Annotated in this window: 12 protein-coding genes; 10 read left to right on the forward strand and 2 right to left on the reverse strand. The window is 53.0% G+C overall.

Annotation, left to right across the window (positions count from 1 at the left end):
* Positions 1-374: 374 nt before the first annotated feature.
* The 6 genes from clpP to I6N93_RS04805 all read left to right on the forward strand — a co-directional run bounded on the left by clpP (position 375) and on the right by I6N93_RS04805 (position 8,073).
* On the forward strand, positions 375-998 hold the full coding sequence (clpP, locus tag I6N93_RS04780) for an ATP-dependent Clp endopeptidase proteolytic subunit ClpP (protein WP_085688544.1): 624 nt from the start codon (positions 375-377) through the stop codon (positions 996-998).
* 162 nt (positions 999-1,160) lie between these two features.
* Positions 1,161-2,435 carry an ATP-dependent protease ATP-binding subunit ClpX gene (clpX, locus tag I6N93_RS04785; RefSeq protein WP_085688546.1) on the forward strand — a complete coding sequence of 425 codons (1,275 nt, stop codon included), beginning with the start codon at positions 1,161-1,163 and terminating at the stop codon, positions 2,433-2,435.
* 188 nt (positions 2,436-2,623) lie between these two features.
* Entirely contained in the window at positions 2,624-4,984 is a 2,361-nt protein-coding gene (gene lon, locus I6N93_RS04790; RefSeq protein WP_085688547.1) for an endopeptidase La, read from the forward strand.
* 193 nt (positions 4,985-5,177) lie between these two features.
* Positions 5,178-5,450: a nucleoid-associated protein HU-beta gene (gene hupB / locus I6N93_RS04795; RefSeq protein WP_085688561.1), complete on the forward strand. Its 273-nt coding sequence runs from the start codon at positions 5,178-5,180 to the stop codon at positions 5,448-5,450.
* A 235-nt stretch (positions 5,451-5,685) separates the two neighbouring features.
* Positions 5,686-7,566 carry a peptidylprolyl isomerase gene (ppiD, locus tag I6N93_RS04800; RefSeq protein WP_085688549.1) on the forward strand — a complete coding sequence of 627 codons (1,881 nt, stop codon included), beginning with the start codon at positions 5,686-5,688 and terminating at the stop codon, positions 7,564-7,566.
* Positions 7,567-7,704: 138 nt separating this feature from the next.
* Complete coding sequence (locus I6N93_RS04805) at positions 7,705-8,073, forward strand: ComEA family DNA-binding protein (protein ID WP_085688551.1); 369 nt, start codon at positions 7,705-7,707, stop codon at positions 8,071-8,073.
* Between the two features lie 278 nt (positions 8,074-8,351).
* On the opposite strand, the gene queC is transcribed toward I6N93_RS04805, so the two are convergent.
* Both queC and I6N93_RS04815 read right to left on the reverse strand, forming a co-directional pair.
* Complete coding sequence (queC, locus tag I6N93_RS04810; RefSeq protein ID WP_085688553.1) at positions 8,352-9,047, reverse strand: 7-cyano-7-deazaguanine synthase QueC; 696 nt, start codon at positions 9,045-9,047, stop codon at positions 8,352-8,354.
* A gap of 111 nt (positions 9,048-9,158) precedes the next feature.
* A complete protein-coding gene (locus tag I6N93_RS04815; protein ID WP_085688555.1) occupies positions 9,159-10,232 on the reverse strand; it encodes a PLP-dependent cysteine synthase family protein in 1,074 nt (357 codons plus the stop codon).
* A gap of 120 nt (positions 10,233-10,352) precedes the next feature.
* On the opposite strand from I6N93_RS04815, the gene I6N93_RS04820 reads away from it, so the two are divergent.
* The 4 genes from I6N93_RS04820 (at position 10,353) to glnK (ending at position 15,092) form a co-directional block, all read left to right on the forward strand.
* On the forward strand, positions 10,353-10,814 hold the full coding sequence (locus I6N93_RS04820; protein WP_085688557.1) for an Lrp/AsnC family transcriptional regulator: 462 nt from the start codon (positions 10,353-10,355) through the stop codon (positions 10,812-10,814).
* Positions 10,815-10,895: 81 nt separating this feature from the next.
* Complete coding sequence (locus tag I6N93_RS04825) at positions 10,896-12,665, forward strand: SmdA family multidrug ABC transporter permease/ATP-binding protein (RefSeq protein ID WP_112092406.1); 1,770 nt, start codon at positions 10,896-10,898, stop codon at positions 12,663-12,665.
* Positions 12,658-14,448, forward strand: coding sequence for a SmdB family multidrug efflux ABC transporter permease/ATP-binding protein (locus I6N93_RS04830; RefSeq protein WP_085689881.1), 1,791 nt, complete (start codon positions 12,658-12,660; stop codon positions 14,446-14,448). Before I6N93_RS04825 ends, I6N93_RS04830 begins: the two co-directional genes overlap by 8 nt.
* Positions 14,449-14,753: 305 nt before the next feature.
* Entirely contained in the window at positions 14,754-15,092 is a 339-nt protein-coding gene (gene glnK / locus I6N93_RS04835; RefSeq protein ID WP_009114005.1) for a P-II family nitrogen regulator, read from the forward strand.
* Positions 15,093-15,123 lie beyond the last annotated feature (31 nt).

Below are 15,123 nucleotides of genomic sequence, written 5' to 3' on the forward strand. Positions count from 1 at the left end.
CGAGGTCGTCAGACTGATACTGCCCGTAGTTTAAACGCTGCGGGCTTTTTTTCTGCCTGATTATGGGACGGCTTTTCCTTAAATTACGACTGCCAGGCATTTATTTGCACTAACATTAATTCTAACTGAAACAGAATTCACAGCGCTTTTTTCGGAGTAATGCAGAGTTAATCGAAAATAATCGGTGGTGTAAGCTTGAAAATCGACATAAGACGCCCAATTGTCCGATAATTGATGACGCATCGCTGGGTATTCTGGCGGATTCTGAGATCTTAAGGTACGGCGACCCCACTCGGTCTGGGCGTGGTTTTCACTTCGTATCTCAAGTAGAATCAGGCAATATGCGCCGAATGCATTTTATCTAGGAGACGTTGATGTCATACAGTGGCGAACAAGTAAAACAGGCTCCGCATATGGCCCTGGTGCCAATGGTCGTAGAGCAGACTGCACGCGGGGAACGTTCTTACGACATCTATTCCCGCTTATTAAAAGAGCGTGTGATCTTCCTGACCGGTCAGGTTGAAGATCATATGGCGAACCTGATTACGGCTCAGATGTTGTTTCTGGAAGCCGAAAATCCCGAGAAAGACATTTATTTGTACATCAACTCGCCGGGCGGGGTGATCACTGCGGGAATGTCCATCTATGACACCATGCAGTTCATCAAGCCGGATGTCAGTACTATCTGTATGGGACAGGCGTGTTCAATGGGGGCGTTTCTGCTGACTTCCGGTGCGGAAGGCAAACGTTTTTGCCTGCCTAATTCACGCGTCATGATTCACCAACCGCTGGGCGGTTACCAGGGACAGGCGACGGATATTGAAATTCACGCCAAAGAAATCCTGAAAGTGAAGTCACGCATGAATGAACTGATGGCTAAACATACGGGACGGTCTCTTGAAGAAATAGAAAGAGACACGGAACGTGACCGTTTCCTCTCTGCCAATGAGGCAGTAGACTACGGATTAGTCGATTCTGTATTGACTCATCGCGACTGACTCCATTTGTGAGGGTTGCTCTGTATAGCTGTAGACGGTGTTCGGCCGATAGTCTTTTGTGCGAGTGTGATTGCGCTTATTGGCTATAGATAGTGGCGTTCGCTGTAGCGCTATCGCTGTATGGTTAGCCTGCGGGCAAGAGACTAAAGAAGAGGTTTACTGATGACAGATAAGCGCAAAGACGGTTCAGGAAAGTTGCTGTACTGCTCTTTCTGCGGCAAAAGCCAGCACGAGGTTCGTAAGCTGATTGCCGGGCCGTCAGTGTATATCTGCGATGAATGTGTTGACTTGTGTAACGACATTATTCGCGAAGAGATTAAAGAAGTGGCCCCGCATCGTGAACGCAGCGCGTTGCCGACCCCGCACGAAATTCGCCATCACCTTGACGATTACGTGATTGGTCAAGAGCAGGCCAAGAAAGTCCTGGCTGTGGCCGTATACAACCACTACAAACGTTTACGCAACGGTGACAGTAGCAACGGCGTTGAGCTGGGCAAAAGCAACATCCTGCTCATCGGCCCCACCGGCAGCGGTAAGACTCTGCTGGCAGAAACGCTGGCTCGATTCCTCGACGTGCCTTTCACCATGGCTGACGCCACGACGTTGACTGAAGCGGGTTACGTGGGTGAAGACGTCGAGAACATCATCCAGAAACTGCTGCAGAAATGTGATTACGACGTACAGAAAGCGCAGCGCGGCATCGTTTATATCGATGAAATCGACAAAATTTCCCGTAAGTCGGATAACCCGTCGATTACGCGTGACGTTTCAGGCGAAGGCGTACAGCAGGCCCTGCTGAAGTTGATTGAAGGGACTATCGCCGCCGTTCCGCCTCAGGGCGGTCGCAAGCATCCGCAGCAGGAATTCCTGCAGGTCGATACCTCGAAAATCCTGTTCATCTGCGGCGGTGCATTCGCTGGATTAGATAAGGTCATTGAGCAGCGAACCGACACCGGCCGCGGCATTGGCTTCAATGCAACGGTTAAAGGTCTTTCGCAGAAAGTGACCGAAGGCGAACTGCTGGGCCAGGTAGAGCCGGGCGATCTGATCAAGTTTGGTCTGATTCCTGAGTTTATTGGTCGTCTGCCGGTGGTAGCGACCCTGAAAGAGCTGGATGAAGCCGCGCTGATTCAGATTCTGCGTGAGCCGAAGAACGCGCTGACCAAGCAGTATCAGGCTCTGTTCAAACTCGAAGGCGTTGAGCTGGAATTCCGTGACGACGCGTTGACGGCGATTGCAAAAAAAGCCATGGCGCGCAGGACCGGAGCACGCGGCCTGCGTTCCATCGTGGAAGCGGCGCTGCTGGAAACCATGTATGAGCTGCCTTCTCAGGACAGCGTGGACAAAGTTGTGATCGACGAATCCGTCATCGCGGGTCAGTCCGAACCGCTCTTGATTTACGGCAAGCACGAAGCGCAACAAGCCTCTGGCGAATAATTCGCCTAAAAATCATCATCGAACAACAAAATGGGGGGTGTTGGCCCCCCATTCCTTTTTCAGCGCGATCTAACGTTGAATGTAGGATATTTATCCCCATATACTCGAATACCTAGAGGCGAAACCGTGAAGAGCCTGTTTCACGAGATTCCCTTAACCTGGCGGAAATGAAACTAAGAGAGAGCTCTATGAACCCTGAGCGTTCCGAACGCATAGAAATCCCCGTATTGCCGCTGCGCGATGTGGTGGTTTATCCGCACATGGTCATTCCGTTGTTTGTTGGTCGGGAGAAGTCAATTCGGTGCCTTGAAGCCGCAATGGATCACGATAAAAAGATCATGCTGGTTGCACAGAAAGAGGCCTCAACGGATGAGCCAGGTGTTAACGATCTTTTCTCGGTTGGGACGGTAGCCTCCATTCTTCAGATGCTGAAATTGCCTGATGGCACCGTCAAGGTGTTGGTCGAAGGCTTACAGAGAGCGCGTATCACTACGCTGTCTGACAGTGGGGAGCACTTTGCCGCGCAGGCTGAATATCTGGACTCGCCTGAAATCGAAGAGCCTGAGCAGGAAGTGCTCATGCGCACGGCGGTCAATCAGTTTGAAGGCTATATCAAGCTGAACAAAAAAATCCCGCCAGAAGTTCTGACGTCTCTTAACAGCATTGATGATGCGGCCCGCCTGGCCGACACCATTGCTGCACATATGCCGCTGAAACTGTCCGACAAGCAGTCGGTGCTGGAAATGTTCGACGTGACCGAACGTCTGGAATACCTGATGGCGATGATGGAGTCGGAAATCGACCTGCTGCAGGTTGAAAAGCGTATCCGTAGTCGCGTCAAAAAACAGATGGAAAAAAGCCAGCGCGAGTACTACCTGAATGAGCAAATGAAAGCCATTCAGAAAGAGCTGGGCGAAATGGATGATGCGCCGGACGAAAACGAAGCGCTGAAACGCAAAATTGAAGCAGCCAACATGCCGAAAGAAGCCCGGGAAAAAACCGAAGCTGAACTGCAGAAACTGCGGATGATGTCGCCGATGTCCGCGGAAGCCACCGTCGTGCGCAGCTATATCGACTGGATGGTGCAGGTGCCCTGGAATTCGCGTAGCAAAGTCAAAAAGGATCTGGTCAAAGCCCAGCAAATGCTGGACAGCGACCACTATGGTTTGGACCGCGTAAAAGAGCGCATCCTTGAATATCTGGCAGTACAGAGCCGAGTCAGCAAAATCAAGGGGCCGATTCTGTGCCTGGTAGGGCCGCCGGGGGTGGGTAAAACCTCCCTGGGACAGTCCATTGCCAAAGCGACCGGACGTAAATATGTCCGTATGGCGCTGGGCGGCGTGCGTGATGAGGCGGAAATCCGCGGTCATCGTCGTACCTATATCGGTTCCATGCCGGGCAAACTGATCCAGAAGATGGCGAAGGTCGGGGTAAAAAACCCGCTTTTCCTGCTGGATGAGATCGACAAAATGTCTTCGGACATGCGAGGCGATCCGGCCTCTGCGTTGCTCGAAGTGCTCGATCCGGAACAGAACGTGGCGTTCAACGATCACTACCTGGAAGTGGATTACGATCTCTCGGACGTCATGTTCGTGGCGACGTCCAACTCCATGAACATTCCGGCCCCGCTGCTGGACCGTATGGAAGTGATTCGTCTGTCTGGCTATACCGAGGATGAAAAACTCAACATCGCGCGGGAACACCTGTTGCCGAAGCAAGTTGAGCGCAACGCCCTGAAGAAGAACGAGCTGAAGGTGGATGACAGCGCGATTATCGGCATCATCCGTTACTACACCCGCGAAGCGGGGGTACGTAGTCTGGAGCGTGAACTCTCCAAGCTGTGTCGTAAGGCGGTTAAATCGCTGCTGATGGACAAGTCCCTCAAGCACATCGAGATCAACGGCGATAACCTGAAAGAGTTCTTGGGCGTTCAGCGCTTCGACTACGGTCGTGCGGACGATGAGAACCGCATTGGTCAGGTGACCGGCCTGGCGTGGACTGAAGTCGGCGGCGAGCTGCTGACGATCGAAACCGCCTGCGTGCCAGGTAAAGGCAAGCTGACTTACACCGGTTCTTTAGGTGAAGTCATGCAGGAATCGATTCAAGCCGCATTGACCGTGGTACGCGCGCGCGCTGACTCTCTGGGTATCAACTCAGACTTCTACGAGAAGCGCGACATCCATGTTCACGTACCGGAAGGTGCGACGCCGAAAGACGGTCCGAGCGCGGGTATCGCCATGTGCACCGCTCTGGTCTCATGCCTGACGGGGAACCCGGTACGAGCCGACGTGGCGATGACCGGTGAGATTACGCTGCGGGGTTTGGTGCTGCCCATCGGCGGACTGAAGGAGAAGCTGCTGGCGGCTCATCGCGGTGGTATCAAAACCGTGCTGATTCCAGATGAAAACAAGCGTGATCTGGAAGAGATACCGTCAAACGTGATTGCCGATCTGGACATCCACCCGGTAAAACGTATTGAAGAAGTGCTGGAGTTGGCGCTGCAAAACTCGCCTCATGGCATGAAGGTGGTGACTGCGGCGGCGAAATAGTGACCCATCGCAAGAACCTTTCATAAAATAAAGGCTGGCAAGTGTAATGATGCTTGCCAGCCTTTTTTTGTGCGGCTAAGTTAGAGCACTGTTAATTGTACGGCTAATCTCCGTGGATTTAACTGAATGTCATAAAGCTACTGCTGCGCCAAAATAAGGGATGCAGCCACAGGATTTCAGAGGGGATGAAAGAGTGAACAAGTCACAATTGATCGACAAAATTGCTGCAGATGCTGATATTTCCAAAGCAGCGGCAGGGCGTGTGTTGGATGCAATTATTGGGTCTGTTACTGAATCTCTGAAAGAAGGGGATAACGTTGCTTTAGTCGGGTTCGGGACATTTTCTTTACGCGAGCGTGCAGCTCGCACTGGACGCAATCCGCAGACCGGTAAGGAAATCAGTATTCCTGCCGCCAAAGTCCCGGGCTTCCGTGCAGGTAAGGCGCTGAAAGACGCCGTAAATTAATGTCAGAGGGGAGAATTTCTCCCCTAAACATTACCTGACGTCACGATGTGGGTAAGGTAAGATATGGGGCGCATCATTTAATGATGTGCCTTTTTTTACCGGAAATCCGGACCACTATCATCAGGCAGTTGCCTGAGTGCGCCCTGGCCGTTTGGCGGCTATAGCATCGCAAGGAAGCATGGCTGCAGCCTGCGCAGGGAGTTTCATCCATTCTACAGCGGAGTGTTGTCACATTATGATGGACAATTTACGCGCGGCCGCGAATAACGTCGTGCTTAAAATTATTCTGGCCCTGATCATCGGTTCATTTGTGCTGACTGGCGTAGGTGATTATTTGATTCGTGGGTCAGGTGATTACGCAGCGAAGGTCAACGGGCAGGAAATTTCCCGTTCCCAGCTGGAACAGGCAGTGCAAAACGAACGTAGCCGGCAGCAGCAGATGCTGGGAGAAAACTTCTCTATTCTGGCGAGCAACGAAGGCTATATGCAGCAGTTGCGTAAGCAGGCGTTGTCACAGCTGATCGATGAAACGCTGCTGGATCAATATTCTCACACGCTGGGTTTGAGCATCAGCGACGATCAGATCAAGCAGGCCATTTTCGCTATCCCCGAATTCCAGACCGAAAACCGTTTCGATAACGAAAAATACCTAACCCAGGTGCGTCGTCTCGGCCTGAGCCCGGATTCCTTTGCCCAGATGCTGCGCAAGCAGTTGACCACCCAGCAGTTGGTTCGTGGTCTGGGGGGCACCGAATTCCTTCTGCCTCAGGAGCTTGATCGCCTAGAACAGTTGGCTGCACAGGATCGCACCATCCGCACGGCGACCATCAATACGGCCGACCGCGCGCAGGCTCAAACGGTCAGTGATGATGAAGTTCAGAGTTTCTATGATCAGAACAAGAGCCGCTATCTGGCGGCTGAACAGTTCAAGGTCAGCTACATCCTGCTGGATGCTGCCGCTATCATGGATAAAACTAAGGTGGACGATGCGGCAATCAGCGCCTATTACGAGCAGCACAAAAAAGATTTTACGCAGGGCGCACGTAAAAAATACAGCCTCATTCAGGTGAAAACCGAAGTGGAAGCCAACGACGCGCTGAATAAACTGCAGCAGGGCAACGACTTCTCCACGTTGGCTAAGCAGATCTCAATGGATGTGGTCTCTCGCCGTAATGGCGGCGACCTGGGTTGGATGGACGACAATTCCACCGTGGACGAACTGAAGCAGGCGAAACTGACCGAAAAAGGGCAGCTTTCCGGCGTGATCAAATCCTCGGTGGGTTACCTGATTGTCCGTCTGGACGATATACAGCCGCAGCAAATCAAGCCGCTGGCTGACGTTCGCACCGAACTGGCTGAGAAGGTGAAACGCGAAAGAGCGCTGGATGCCTTCTATGCTTTGCAACAGAAGGTCAGCGAAGCGGCCAGCAACGACAATGAGTCGCTGGCTTCCGCGGAACAGGCCGCCGGCGTGAAAGTCGTTCAGACTGAGTGGTTTACTCGCGATAAAGTGCCTGCGGCGCTGAATTTCCAGCCGGTAACTCAGGCTATCTTCGGTGGTTCTTTGTTAGGTGAAAACGGCGCGCCTGGCAGCAACTCGGATGTGATCAGCGTTGATGGCGATCGCGCTTTCGTTGTGCGCATCAGCGAGCACAAAGCGGAGAGCACCGAAGCGCTGGATCAGGTTCGCGAGCAGGTAGTTCAAACATTGAAGCGCCAGAAGGCGGATCAACAGGCGCGTCTCGAGGCTGAGAAAATCCTCTCCGATCTTAAGGAAGGCAAGATGGACAGCCTGAAAGCCGCGAATCTGAGCTTCAGCACGCCAAAAACACTTTCTTCTTTGAACCAGAATGAAGTGATGGCGGAGTCTATCTTTGCTCTGCCCATCCCGCAGAAGGACAAGCCTTCTTACGGTTTATCGAAGGATCAGTCAGGCAATGTGGTGATTGTGGCGCTGGATAGCATTCAGCCTCACATGTTGCAAGACCAGCAGAAACAGCAGTTTGCTAATCAAGTGAAACAGAATGCCGTAGGCTCTCTGTTTGATGTTTTGATTAATAGCCTGCGCAGTGAAGCGAAAATTAAGCTGGGTAATGCGGCTCAAGAGCAGGAATAGCCCGCGCAAGATAATGTAACGTACTGCAACAGACAGAGGCCGCTTTCGCGGCCTTTTCCACATCTGAACATTGTGTGTTGTTGCTGATTTCCGCTTCGGGCAAGGTGGGGGTGCTGTCAAACACAAGGAGATAACAGCATGAAAAAATCAGGAATCAAGGCAATGTGCTTCATCGTCGGTCTGACGCTGTCGAGCTTGCCCGCACTTGTTCAGGCCGCGACAAAAGTAGGCACGGAAAAAACGGCTGCCACTTTGCAGCAGGATGCCGCGGGTAAAAAGCTGGAACAGGCCATACCGTCGGCCAGCGATGAAGAAAAAGTGAGTATCAATTCGGCATCGGCGGAAGAGCTAGCCGATATCCTTAATGGCGTGGGGTTGAAAAAAGCGCAGGCGATTGTGAGCTATCGGGAGCAAAACGGTCCTTTCACTCAGGTTGATCAGCTACAAGAAGTTCCGGGGATTGGCGCATCGCTGATTGAACGCAACCAAGCACGTTTGCGACTCTAAGGCTTCGTTCACCAAGGCCGGGCTGTCCAATCGTAACGGGTGTAAATGACTTTTGGTCAGGATGACAACGTGAATGGCATGACGCCCCCAACGCGGCTTTTGCTATCAGGCTAAGGTCACGGCTGGAACAGGTCAGTAAAGAGGGTAAGCCTATCGGCATCGCGCTGGCTATATCGGCTCATGAGCCTGAGTTATGCCGGTAAGCAGATACTGACGGTGGTTAAACGCGAGTGCGTTGGCGAATAACCACCGGTGCTGCAATCAGTGTTCGGAGCCGGTTACTTCAGACCGGTTTTCTTGGCCAGAGACGCCCTGACGTCCTCAGGATTCAGCTGATACTGATCCAATCCTTTTTGGCGCAAATGGCAGGCGGCGCATTGACCGCAGCCGTCGCCTTTGACGCCGTTATAACAGGTCAGCGTATGGTAACGGATCGTCTCCAACTGCTGGTAGTAGTCGGCCAAAGCCCAGGTTTCGGCTTTGTCCAGCCACATCAGCGGCGTAATGAAACGGATATCTTTGGCCAAACCGAGAGCAACCCCTTTGTTGAGGGCTTTGACGAACTCGTCGCGGCAATCGGGATAGCCCGAAAAGTCGGTTTCGCAGACGCCGGTAATCACCGTGTCGGCGCCTACCTGATAGGCATAGATCGCGGCCAACGTGAGGAAAAGGATATTGCGGCCAGGAACGAAGGTACTGGGAAGTCCGTCCGGTTTCTCGTCGAAGTCAGGTACGGGAATGTTGTCCCGCGTCAGGCTGCTGACCGCGAGTTCATTCAGTAGACGAACGTCCAACACTTTATGGGCGCAGGCACCCAGGCGTTGAGCCAGCTCGGCAGCTACGTCGATTTCAGCCCGATGACGCTGTCCATAATCGAATGTCACGCAATGCACGTGGTCGTATTGCTTGAGTGCCTGTATTAGGCAGGTTGTGGAATCCTGTCCACCGCTAAAAACAACTACTGCGCTTCTCATGCTGATTCACCTTAATGAGCAGGGGGGCCTTACATCCAGACTACGGCTTAACATGTTACGAAGCGGGTATGGTAACTTAAAACTTTCTTCGCTTCAGCGCAGTAAATGACATCATGCCGGGCAGGGCGTTAGGCGGCCCTGCTGCCGTTCCGAGGCAAGCTGCCGGCTGTAAGGCGCCAGATTACCGATGTGAGCTGCCACCCATTCGGGGTTGTAATAGGTATCCAGGTAGCGCTCGCCGCTGTCGCATAGCAGCGTCACAATGGCGCCTTGACGCCCTTCGGTTTTCATCTTCTCGGCTAGCTGCAACGTGGTCCAGACATTGGTGCCGGTAGAAGGGCCAACTTTGCGGCCAAGAACATCTTCCAGCCAGAGGAGGGTCGCCACGCTGGCGGCATCAGGCACTTTAATCATGTCGTCTATCACACTGGGAATGAAAGACGGTTCGGCGCGCGGGCGGCCAATACCTTCGATTCTGCTGCTGCAAGCGGCGGTCAACGAACGGTCTTGCTGACGATAGCAATCGTAAAATACGGAGTTTTCGGGGTCGGCGACCACCAGCTTCGAATCCAGTCCTTTATAGCGAATATAACGCCCAAGAGTGGCAGAAGTACCGCCTGTGCCCGCGCTCATCACCAGATAATCAGGAACCGGGAAAGGCTCTCTGGACATCTGACGATAAATGCTGTCGGCGATATTGTTGTTGCCGCGCCAGTCGGTCGCACGTTCAGCGTAGGTGAACTGATCCATATAGTGACCGTTCAGATCGCGGGCCAGCTGCTCTGACGCCGCGTAGATCTGTCCAGACTGTTCGACGAAATGGCAGCGGCCGCCATAAAACGTAATTTGTTCGATTTTGCGTTTTGCTGTGCAGGCGGGCATGACGGCAATGAAAGGCAGGCCCAGCAAGCGAGCGAAGTAAGCCTCGGAGACGGCGGTACTGCCGGAGGAAGCCTCAATGATCGTCGTGCCTTCCTCAATCCAGCCGTTGCTAAGGCCATATAAAAATAGCGAGCGTGCCAGCCGATGTTTCAGGCTCCCGGTGGGATGGGTGCTTTCGTCCTTCAGATAAAAATAGATGCCGGGGTAGGTGGGTAATGTCAGGCGTATAAGGTGCGTGTCGGCGGAACGTTGGAAATCAGCTTCAATCGCGCTGACGGCGTTTTTAACCCAAGTATTGGTCATAAGAGAACGTCCATTGTATCTGAAGGGTGAACTTAGACTACCGGAGTCACGAGGGAAAAATATTGCATAATTTTCTTTATTTGGACTAAATGGTAGAAAATTTTTCTATGGTTATCCCATATGCTAGATAAAATCGATCGCACTTTGCTCTCTCTACTACAACGTGACTGTACGCTCTCGCTACAGACGTTGGCCGATGCCGTCAATCTTACATCCACCCCCTGTTGGAAAAGGCTGAAGCGTTTGGAGGAGTCTGGGTATATCAAGGCGCGTGTCGCCCTGCTGGATAACGAACGGCTGGGGTTGGGCTTAACGGCTTTTGTGCTCCTGAAGACTCAGCAACACAACAGCGACTGGTATCGAGACTTCTGCCATTTCGTTTCCGATATGCCCGAAGTGTTGTCCTTTTATCGCATGGCCGGCGAGTACGATTATCTGATGCAGGTTCGGGTAGAAGATATGAAAAACTATGACAACTTCTACAAGCGTCTCGTCAAAGGTATTCCAGGTTTAGTGGACGTCACGTCCAGCTTTGCGATGGAAGAGATAAAACACACAACGGCATTGCCGATTAGGGTCTAAATTTATCCATCAGGGCAATCATGTATACTAGTGTTCTGCCCGCAATAATAATGATGCTACTAGCTTTGGAATGAAGACCGCGTGAGACTTTTTGCTCAACTAGGATGGTATTTCCGCCGTGAATGGAAGCGTTATCTGGGGGCGGTAATCCTCTTAATCGTCATCGCCATACTGCAATTACTGCCTCCGGCGCTTGTCGGAATTGTCGTCGATGGCGTAACGCAACACGATATGCCGGCCGCTACCGCGATGGGGTGGATCGGGCTCATGGCGCTGTCCGCCGTATTAACTTACGTGCTGAGATATTTCTGGCGCGTTCTGCTGTTTGGCGCGTCCTATCAACTGGCGGTGGAGCTGCGTGGTGATTTTTATCGTCAACTCAGCCGTCAGCATCCTGCCTTTTATCTGCGTCATCGCACCGGAGATTTGATCGCGAGAGCCACCAATGACGTCGACCGAGTAGTCTTTGCCGCCGGTGAAGGCGTGCTGACGTTTGTCGATTCTCTGATGATGGGGTGCGCCGTGCTGGTGGTGATGTGCACACAGCTCAGCTGGCAATTGACGCTGCTGTCTTTGGCGCCAATGCCGATCATGTCCATCATTATCAAGCACTACGGTACGCAGCTGCACCACCGTTTCAAAGCCGCTCAAGCGGCGTTTTCAATGCTGAATAATCAGACGCAGGAAAGCCTGACCAGTATCCGGATGATCAAATCGTTTGGGCTGGAGGATTATCAGTCTCAGCGTTTCGCCGAAGTCGCCGCCGACACGGGTGCCAAAAATATGCGAGTGGCACGCGTGGATGCGCGGTTCGACCCAACAATTTATATTGCTGTTGCATTGTCCAACCTTCTGGCAATTGGTGGCGGCAGTTGGATGGTGATCCATGGGACGATGACGCTGGGCGAATTGACCAGCTTCGTCATGTATTTGGGACTGATGATTTGGCCGATGTTGGCGCTAGCCTGGATGTTAAACATCGTTGAACGTGGCAGTGCCGGCTATAGCCGTATCCGTCAGCTCCTGTCCGAGAAACCGGTGGTGGTTGATGGTGTTCAGCCTCTGCCGGACGAGCCCGGAACGCTGGCGGCAAATATTCAGGCATTTCATTATCCGCAGCACGGTCAGACCGTATTACATAACGTCAGTTTCACGCTGCAACCGGGAAGAATGCTGGGGCTCTGCGGCCCCACGGGTTCCGGAAAAAGTACGTTGATCGCTTTGTTGCTGCGTTCATTCGATGTGGAGGAGGGAAGAATCTCTTACCACGGGCTTCCCCTCGACAGTATTCGTCTGGATGACCTGAGGAGCCGGTTCGCCGTCGTGGGACAAACGCCGTTCCTGTTTGCGGATACGGTAGCAGGCAATATTGCCTTGGGACGACCGGATGCGACCAAAGCGCAAATTGAGGAAGCGGCGCGTCTGGCGAATGTTCACGACGATATTCTGCGTTTGCCGCAGGGGTATGAGACCGAAGTGGGCGAGCGCGGCGTCATGCTCTCCGGCGGTCAGAAGCAGCGGATTGCTATTGCCCGCGCGCTCCTGCTGGAAGCCGAGGTGCTGGTGCTGGATGATGCCTTGTCTGCCGTGGACGGACGCACCGAACACGAAATATTGAACAACCTGCGTGAGTGGGGTGAAAGGCGCACGCTGATCATCAGCGCACACCGGCTTTCCGCCTTGGTCAACGCGGATGAAATCCTCGTGCTGCAACAGGGCCAGGTGGCGCAGCGCGGCAATCATCAGGCGTTGTCACTCGAATCAGGTTGGTATCAGGACATGTATCGTTACCAGCAACTGGAAGCCGCATTGGACGAGCCGACGTCGCTTGAGGAGGTCAAAGGTGAATAATTCACATCCGCTCTGGCCGACGCTGAAACGTCTACTGGCCTACGGCTCACCCTGGCGTAAGCCGCTGGCGGTAGGCGTGGTGATGCTCTGGGTTGCGGCGGCGGCTGAAGTCGCAGGACCCATACTCATCAGTTATTTTATCGACCATCTCGTCTCAAAAGGGCAGTTCCCGCTGATGTTGGCCAGCGGTTTGGCGGCAGTTTACGTGTTGCTGCAACTCCTCGCCGCATCACTGCACTACCTGCAATCGTTGACCTTTAATCGGGTTGCGGTGGGCGTCGTACAGCAATTACGCATCGATGTGATGGACGCCGCGTTACGTCAACCGCTGTCGACGTTCGATACTCAGCCTGTCGGGCAACTGATTTCCCGGGTGACGAACGATACGGAAGTGGTCCGGGATCTCTACGTGATGGTGGTGGCGACGGTGCTGCGCAGCGCGGCGCTCATCAGCGCCATGATGGTGGCGATGTTCAGCCTTGATTGGCGTATGGCGCTCGTTGCGCTGACCATTTTTCCGGCTGTGATGGTGGTGATGGTTATTTACCAGCGCTATAGTACGCCCATCGTGCGCCGTGTGCGTAGTTATCTGGCGGATATCAACGATGGCTTTAACGAAGTCATCAGTGGTATGAGCGTCATTCAGCAATTTCGTCAGCAGGCTCGGTTCGGCAAACGCCTGAGTGAAGTCAGTCAAAAGCACTATTTAGCGCGTATGCAAACGCTGCGTCTGGAAGGCTTTCTGTTACGTCCGCTGCTGAGCCTGTTTTCCGCGTTGGTGATGTGCGGGCTTCTGTTGCAGTTCGGCTTTAGCTCGGTCGGCTCGGTAGGTGTTGGCGTGTTATATGCCTTCATTAACTATCTTGGACGGCTCAACGAACCCTTGATTGAGCTGACGACTCAGCAGTCGATGCTGCAGCAAGCCGTCGTGGCCGGAGAGCGTATTTTCGCGCTGATGGATGGCACGCGTCAGGATTATGGCGACGATTTACGTCCCCTAGCCAGCGGGCGCATTGATATCGGCGATGTAACTTTCTCTTACCGCAGCGGCAAGCCGGTATTACGTAACATCAATCTGCACATCCCTGATAAGGGATTTGTCGCGCTGGTGGGGCATACCGGCAGCGGCAAGAGCACGCTGGCGAATCTGCTTATGGGGTATTACACCCCCGATATTGGCGTCATTCGGCTGGATCAGCGTCCGCTGCCGACGTTGTCTCACACCGTGCTGCGCAGCAATGTGGCAATGGTTCAGCAGGATCCGGTGGTCCTCGCGGACTCGGTCTATGCAAACGTCACGTTGGGTCGAGATATCGATGAAGAGAACGTGTGGCACGTGCTGAAAATGGTGCAACTGGCTGAGCTGGTCAGGGATATGCCTGAGGGGATTCATAGCCGAATCGGCGAGCAGGGTAATAACCTTTCCGTGGGGCAAAAACAGCTGCTTGCGCTGGCCCGCGTACTGGTGAATTCGCCTAAAGTGCTCATTCTTGATGAGGCGACCGCTAATATCGATTCTGGAACCGAACAAGCTATCCAGAAGGCGCTACGGTTGATTAGAGTTCAAACCACGCTGGTGGTCATCGCCCACCGCTTATCCACCATCGTCGAGGCGGACAATATTCTGGTGCTTAACCACGGAGAAATTGCTGAGCAGGGAACACATATGCAATTGCTGGCTCAGCAAGGACGTTATTATCAGATGTATCAGCTACAGCTGGCAGGACAAGCCCTTGCAGAGGCTAAACGCTACGACACTGACACTGCGGAGATGTCTTTCTAGACTCCCTCTAAACCGCGTCTGATTGTTGGTACGCACCATAACTTGGCAGAGATTCTCCTGCCAAAAGGTGGCATGCACCGGAATTAGGCGTCACGCACAAAAATGGTGCGCTGGTTGTGTGCGCTTTCATTCCTGATCGTCCATACTTTATTCAAACGCGATTTCCGCGATGCGCGCATTCATCACCTTTCACCGCTTTTCCAACGTCGAATCATTTATGGCACATCAATTGCTTTCAATGATGGCGTAGAGACATTGGATAGTGACGGCACAGGCCTGAACTTAACGGGTTAAGGGGGATGAGAATGAAACTGGTGACTGTGGTAATTAAACCATTCAAGTTGGAAGACGTGCGAGAAGCCCTGTCTTCTATTGGTATTCAAGGTCTTACCGTCACAGAGGTGAAGGGGTTCGGACGCCAAAAGGGCCATGCGGAATTGTACCGCGGCGCGGAATACAGTGTGAACTTCTTGCCTAAAGTGAAAATAGATATCGCTATCGCTGACGATCAGCTCGATGAAGTGATTGATGTGATCAGCAAAGCCGCCTACACCGGCAAGATTGGCGACGGTAAGATCTTTGTCGCCGAATTACAGCGCGTCATTCGCATCCGTACCGGCGAAACAGATGAAGCTGCACTATAACAACTACCTGATTTAGCCTTATAAATAGGGA

Origin of the sequence: Lonsdalea populi (assembly GCF_015999465.1) — a bacterium.
GTDB lineage: Bacteria > Pseudomonadota > Gammaproteobacteria > Enterobacterales > Enterobacteriaceae > Lonsdalea > Lonsdalea populi.

Coding starts and splice junctions, on each gene's coding strand:
- clpP (WP_085688544.1), top strand. CDS start 375: ATGTCATACAGTGGCGAACAAGTAAAACAGGCTCCGCATATGGCCCTG.
- clpX (WP_085688546.1), top strand. CDS start 1,161: ATGACAGATAAGCGCAAAGACGGTTCAGGAAAGTTGCTGTACTGCTCT.
- lon (WP_085688547.1), top strand. CDS start 2,624: ATGAACCCTGAGCGTTCCGAACGCATAGAAATCCCCGTATTGCCGCTG.
- ppiD (WP_085688549.1), top strand. CDS start 5,686: ATGATGGACAATTTACGCGCGGCCGCGAATAACGTCGTGCTTAAAATT.
- I6N93_RS04805 (WP_085688551.1), top strand. CDS start 7,705: ATGAAAAAATCAGGAATCAAGGCAATGTGCTTCATCGTCGGTCTGACG.
- queC (WP_085688553.1), bottom strand. CDS start 9,047: ATGAGAAGCGCAGTAGTTGTTTTTAGCGGTGGACAGGATTCCACAACC.
- I6N93_RS04815 (WP_085688555.1), bottom strand. CDS start 10,232: ATGACCAATACTTGGGTTAAAAACGCCGTCAGCGCGATTGAAGCTGAT.
- I6N93_RS04820 (WP_085688557.1), top strand. CDS start 10,353: ATGCTAGATAAAATCGATCGCACTTTGCTCTCTCTACTACAACGTGAC.
- glnK (WP_009114005.1), top strand. CDS start 14,754: ATGAAACTGGTGACTGTGGTAATTAAACCATTCAAGTTGGAAGACGTG.